This is a genomic window from Pseudomonas sp. UBA4194 (assembly GCF_002379585.1).
In the GTDB taxonomy this organism is placed as follows: domain Bacteria; phylum Pseudomonadota; class Gammaproteobacteria; order Pseudomonadales; family Pseudomonadaceae; genus Aquipseudomonas.
Window position 1 is genome coordinate 1 of sequence record NZ_DFUE01000055.1, and the last position, 5712, is coordinate 5712.

6 protein-coding genes are annotated in these 5712 nt (G+C 58.8%); 4 read left to right on the forward strand and 2 right to left on the reverse strand.

Translation table 11 applies throughout. The features are described 5' to 3' along the window. Positions 1–53: 53 nt before the first annotated feature. Both choX and betC read right to left on the reverse strand, forming a co-directional pair. Positions 54–977 carry a choline ABC transporter substrate-binding protein gene (gene choX, locus B3397_RS13920; protein ID WP_296251026.1) on the reverse strand — a complete coding sequence of 308 codons (924 nt, stop codon included), beginning with the start codon at positions 975–977 and terminating at the stop codon, positions 54–56. A 53-nt stretch (positions 978–1030) separates the two neighbouring features. Beyond that, entirely contained in the window at positions 1031–2542 is a 1512-nt protein-coding gene (gene betC, locus B3397_RS13925) for a choline-sulfatase (protein WP_296251029.1), read from the reverse strand. Between the two features lie 114 nt (positions 2543–2656). Here betC and B3397_RS13930 point away from each other — a divergent pair, with 114 nt between their 5' ends. The 4 genes from B3397_RS13930 (at position 2657) to B3397_RS13945 (ending at position 5447) form a co-directional block, all read left to right on the forward strand. Further along, positions 2657–3601: a choline sulfate utilization transcriptional regulator gene (locus B3397_RS13930; RefSeq protein WP_296251031.1), complete on the forward strand. Its 945-nt coding sequence runs from the start codon at positions 2657–2659 to the stop codon at positions 3599–3601. 60 nt (positions 3602–3661) lie between these two features. Then, a complete protein-coding gene (locus B3397_RS13935) occupies positions 3662–4129 on the forward strand; it encodes a hypothetical protein (protein WP_296251033.1) in 468 nt (155 codons plus the stop codon). Positions 4130–4149: 20 nt separating this feature from the next. Next, a complete protein-coding gene (locus B3397_RS13940; RefSeq protein WP_296251036.1) occupies positions 4150–5019 on the forward strand; it encodes a hypothetical protein in 870 nt (289 codons plus the stop codon). A 95-nt stretch (positions 5020–5114) separates the two neighbouring features. Then, positions 5115–5447, forward strand: coding sequence for a DOPA 4,5-dioxygenase family protein (locus tag B3397_RS13945; protein ID WP_296251038.1), 333 nt, complete (start codon positions 5115–5117; stop codon positions 5445–5447). The last annotated feature ends 265 nt before the right edge of the window (positions 5448–5712 follow it).

Genomic DNA, 5712 nt, shown 5'->3' on the forward strand with positions numbered 1-5712 from the left:
GGGGTGAGGGGACCATTCACAGCAGCTCTCAACCCCATTTACATATCAACCGTTCAAAGCTTCGCCTTCACCGCCCCCAACGCGTCTTTGCCATCCAAAGTCTTCACCCCCTCCAGCCATTTCTCCAGCACTGCCGGATTGGCCTTCAGCCAGGCCTTGGCCGCGTTGGCGTTGCTTGTCTTGTTGTTGGCCACATCGGCCATGATGCTGTTCTCCATCTCCTGGGTGAACACCAGATTGCTGAACAGCTTGCCGGTGTTCGGGCAACTCTGGGCATAACCATTGCGAGTCAGGGTGTGCACGGTGCCGGTCGAGCCGAAGTACTTCTCGCCCCCGGTGAGGTAATGCAGGCCCTTGATCTGCACGTTCATCGGGTGCGGCGTCCAGCCCAGGAACACCACGAAGTCCTTCTTCTTCACATTGCGATTGACCTCGGCCAGCATGGCCTGCTCGCTGGATTCGACCAGTTTCCAGTCACCCAGGCCAAACTCATTCTTCTTGATGATCTCGGCCAGCGACAGATTGGCTGGAGCCCCCGCACCGATGCCGTAGATCTTCTTGCCGAACTGGTCGGCGTGTTTGTTCAGGTCGGCGAAATCTTTCACTCCGGCCTCGTAGACGTAATCCGGTACCGCCAGGGTGAACTCGGTGCCATCGAGGTTCTTGGCGTACTGCACCACATCGCCATTGGCCACGAACTTGTCGTAGAAACCCTGTTGGGCAGGCATCCAGTTGCCCAGGAAGACATCCACTTTGCCATCCTTGAGGCCGCCGTAGGTGATCGGTACCGCCAGGGTGTCGACCTTGGCCTTGTAGCCCATGCCATCGAGCAGCACGCCGGTGATGGCATTGGTCGCGGCAATGTCGCTCCAGCCGGGATCGGCCATCTTCACCGTCGCGCAACTGGACTCATCGGCAAACGCCGTGGCACTGGCCATGGCCAACAGGCCGGCGGTCAGGGCTGTGGATATCTTCATCGTGACCTTCATGCGTACTTCCCCTCAGAACACTTCGGTTATTGGCAGGAAATTCAATGGCCGGGTTGTGGGTACCGTGCCTTGCGCTCCAGGTCGTCGAGGTCGATATGGTTGCGCATGTATTGCTGACTGGCATCCACCAGCGGCTGGTGGTCCCAGCTCTTCAGCTTGCCTTGGGTCAATGCGCCGGCTACGAAGCGACGGCGGCGCTGACTGGCGAGCACCTGTTGGTGTATCGCATCGATGTCCCATTTACTGCGGGCTTCGCTCAAGAAAGCGTCGAACAGCGCCCTGTGCGAGGGTGACTGGCTCAGGTCCTCGCGTTCCTGTGGATCGTTGCTCAGATCGAATAGTAGGCAAGGGTCGCGCTCGCTGTAGATAAATTTCATCGCGCCACGGCGAATCATCATCAGCGGGCTGTTGGTGCCTTCGGCCATGTATTCGCCGAATACCTCGTCGTGACCGCCCTCACCCTGCAGGTGTGGAACCAGCGAGCGGCCATCCAGGGGCAGGCCCGCTTCCAGCTCGCCACCGGCCAGCTCGACGAAAGTGGGCAGCAGGTCGGCGGTGGATACTGCCGCCTGCACTCGCCCCGCCTTGAACTGGCCGGGTGCGCAGACCAGCATCGGCACCCGGGCCGACATCTCGAACCAGTGCATCTTGTACCAGAGGCCGCGCTCGCCGAGCATGTCGCCATGGTCCCCGGAGAACACGATGATGGTGTCGTCGGCCAACCCGGTGTCTTCCAGGGTCTGCAGCAGCTTGCCGACGTTGTGATCGATGTAGCTGCACGCGCCGAAATAGGCACGGCGCGCGTCACGGATCTTGTTCTGCGGCAGCGGTTTGTCCCACAGGTCATAGACCTTGAGCAGGCGCTGGGAGTGCGGGTCCAGTTCATCCTGGGCCGGCACGTTGGCGGGCAACGGAATGTCCTCGTCGCGGTACAGGTCCCAGAACGGTTTGGGAATGGTATAGGGGTCGTGAGGGTGGGTCATGGAAACGGTCAGACAGAACGGCTGGTCGCCATCCTCGCGAATGTGGTCGAACAGGTACTGCTGAGCCTTGAACACCACCTCTTCATCGAAATCCAGCTGGTTGGTGCGCACGCAAGGGCCGGCCTGCAGCACCGAGGACATGTTGTGGTACCAGGTGGGCCGCACGTCCGGCTCGTCCCAGTTCACCGCCCAACCGTAGTCGGCGGGGTAGATATCGCTGGTCAGGCGCTCTTCATAGCCATGCAACTGATCAGGGCCGCAAAAATGCATCTTGCCCGACAGCGCCGTGCGATAGCCCAACCGCCGCAGGTAGTGCGCGTAGGTCGGCACATCCGCCGGAAAGTCGGCCGCGTTGTCGTAGGCGCCGATCTTGCTGGGCAATTGCCCGCTGACCAGGGTGAAGCGCGAGGGCGCGCACAGCGGACTGTTGCAATAGGCCGCGTCGAAGACCACCCCGGTCTCGGCCAGACGGCTGAGGTTGGGCAGCTTGATAGGGGACGGCGCGTAGAACGGCAGCAGGGGCGCTGCCATCTGATCGGCCATGATGAAAAGAATGTTCTTGCGCTTCATCGGCTCAGGGCATTCCATAGTCGAGATTAATGCGAGATTGCTCAGCCACAGGATGCAGCCCATGCCAATGCCGGTAAAGCCCGCGACCAATAATGCCTAGGATAAGTGCAGCTTATGTATGAAAGCCTCGCAGACCTTTCTCTGGACCTGTTGCGCAGCTTCGAGGCAGCGGCTCGGCTGCGCAGTTTCACCGCGGCGGCCGTGGAACTGGGCACTACCCAGCCAGCCATCAGCCAGCAGATCAAACGGCTGGAAGTACAACTGGCCACGCGGCTGTTCGACCGCATCTACCGCGGTATCGAACTGACCGATGCGGGCTATACGCTGTTCGAAGCCGTTCAGGGAGGGCTGCGGACCATCGACGATGGGCTCGGCCTGATCACCACCCAGACCCACCATGAAGTGCTCCAGGTCTCCACCGACTTCGCCTTCGCGGCGTACTGGCTGATGCCCCGACTGCACCGCTTCCACCAGGCTTATCCACAGGTGGATGTCAGCCTGGTTACCAGCGAACGCAGCCACGCCATGCTTGGCCCCGATATCGATGTAGCGGTGCTGTTCGGCGACGGTCGCTTTCGCCAGGGCGAGAGCCATTGGCTGTTCAATGAAGAAGTGTTTCCAGTGTGCAGCCCGCGTCTGCTCGACGGACGCCCCCTGCCACTGCCCCTGGACGCGCTGCTCGAACTGCCGCTGCTGCACCTGCGTGGCGAAACCAGCAGCCAGTGGTTCAACTGGGCCGGGGTGTTCCGCGCCCTGCACATCCCCAGCGCCCCGGCATCGGGGCAACTGCGTTTCGACAACTACACCCTGCTGATCCAGGCCGCGATCGCCGGACAGGGTGTCGCTATCGGCTGGCGGCATCTGGTGGATGCCCTGCTCGAGCAGCAATTGCTGTGTCGGCCTATAGACAGCACTGCGGCTTCGGCATTGGGTTATTACGTGGTAGTGCCACAGCGCAAGCGCAGGGGACAGATGGTCCAGAGGTTTCTGGATTGGGTGTTGCAGGAGCAAGGGGGGCGCTTATCAAGCTATTCCTACGAAACAGTCGGAAAAGGCTGATGGTAGGGTAGAGCGCACGGCAGGTAGGTTTCAGTCTTTTGAATTCCTGGGGTTGAGAAGATGCTTCGATACACCATCCTCGCTGCCGGCGCCGGACTTTTGATAGGTTGCCACGTGCCTGTCCTGCGCGACGACTTTACCCAAATGCCCAATGATGTCTTTACAGAAACCACGCTTCGCATCTATCAGCACGCCTATGTCCCCGAGCTGGACATGGCGCTCGGTCACGACATTGCGCAACGCTTTTTCAAGCATCCGAGCCAGGCAGCCTTGATCAATTATTTTCAATCGAACGGCGGCCAATGCGTCATGGACGGGGCGGAAGAAAAAAATAAAATGTTGTGTCAGGTCACTAGAAGTTGGCATTACCGAAGTGTCGGTTACTTCAACAGCCCTTATGACCGGTGCGTCCCTCATTTGCTGCTGATCTATAATTTTATATATGAAAATTCCATTCCTGATACCGCATTCTGGCGGCTGCAGTCTTTCAACGCTACGCAGGAAGATCGCTGCACACCTCGATATTAATGCTGGTTAAAGGATGTTTCATGAACGGTAATTTTTCTATAGAAGCGCGCTCTCACAATATAGCTGGCCTATGGAGCCATAATTATTGGGTGCTTCGCGATCAAGGCGGCAGGGTAGTTGCAGAACTGCATGGCCTAGCGACCGACAGGTACACCGGAAAGCCTGTAGCCGTAGGGACTTCCGAGCGTCATTCGCTACGGGCATGGCACTTCATCTCCGCTCAGGACGCCCATGCGATCGGACTTGCTTATGAAAATACACATAAGGACAGCGGGCTGTACAGAGACGGCCAGTTAAGTAAAGTAGTGATTTCTGCACCGGCCACGGATGTGCTTCCCCGCTGGAGAGCCGCGGTTAAGACAATCGCGTACATCAATAAAATGAATCTCGATTACCCGCCAGGTGGTTTCAAAATTCTGGGGCGTACGCGAAATAGCAACTCCATGTTTACAACGTTTGCTGATCTTATGGGTGTCGGGCGTCATAGTTTTTGGGGGGTATTTGAACCCGGCATCTCGAACCCTGTTCTCTACGAAGATCAAGTTGAAGGTCTCCAAGGCTTATCTGGAGAATTTTGGGACGGGGAGCCATACGCTCCCTCTTCAATGTATCGCCCGCCTGTTCCTGACCAGCGCTTTGCGGCAGCTCATACATCAGGTCAATCTGCGCCGGCACCGCAAGCTCAAAGTCAGCCGACGGCAACTGTCATGTTTCCAGACACCCCACGACCTATCGACTCGACATGGGCATGGCAATCTGAAAGGGCGCCGTACTACGGCAGCGCATCCCACTCGACGCCCCCGGTGATGTTTCCCACTGACGCGGGGCATGTGGATATTCCCTATATTGAATATAGGGACGCTTCCGGAGTTCGGCATCGCTATCCTTGAGATGAGCCGCGAAGTGCTGATCGCACTCGCTTGAGTTTTCAGCACACCTCGCTGCTGAACGGTATGCTGGTAGCCTACAAATCAGGAGCGTCCTCGTGACCAACATCTCCGGCTACCACGCCCATCTCTACTACGACGCCACCACTCTCCCCCAGGCCCGCGCTATTTGTGAAGAAGCTGCGCGGGTACTGCCTGTGCAGATGGGGCGCTTGCACGAACGGCCGGTAGGCCCGCATCCGGATTGGAGTTGCCAGCTGGCGTTCGCGGCGGATGCGCTGAATGACGTACTGCCCTGGTTGGCGATGAATCGCCAGGGGCTGGTGGTGTTTCTACATCCGCTGACGGGAAATGAGTTGGCAGATCACCGGGATCATGCGGTGTGGATGGGGGCGGTGCGGCCGTTGAAGCTGGAATTGTTCGGAGGTTAGGTCGGCGAGGGGCACAGGCTTTGTTGAGGCCGCGGGGACGCTTTCGCGGCTGTACGCCGCTCCTACAGGGATCTGCGGGGAGGCGGATCTCCTTGTAGGAGCGGCGTACAGCCGCGAAGAGGCCATCCTTGGCTACGCATGATCAAAACCATACAGCGTCCCACAACTGGTCATCTCCTATCCCCTCGACTTAACCCAGCCTCCAAGGGCTGGCCACGATGTAACGCGCTGCGGCCTGAACTTTTTCCGTTGCCCGCAATTCCCG

Coding starts and splice junctions, on each gene's coding strand:
- choX (WP_296251026.1), bottom strand. CDS start 977: ATGAAGATATCCACAGCCCTGACCGCCGGCCTGTTGGCCATGGCCAGT.
- betC (WP_296251029.1), bottom strand. CDS start 2,542: ATGAAGCGCAAGAACATTCTTTTCATCATGGCCGATCAGATGGCAGCG.
- B3397_RS13930 (WP_296251031.1), top strand. CDS start 2,657: ATGTATGAAAGCCTCGCAGACCTTTCTCTGGACCTGTTGCGCAGCTTC.
- B3397_RS13935 (WP_296251033.1), top strand. CDS start 3,662: ATGCTTCGATACACCATCCTCGCTGCCGGCGCCGGACTTTTGATAGGT.
- B3397_RS13940 (WP_296251036.1), top strand. CDS start 4,150: ATGAACGGTAATTTTTCTATAGAAGCGCGCTCTCACAATATAGCTGGC.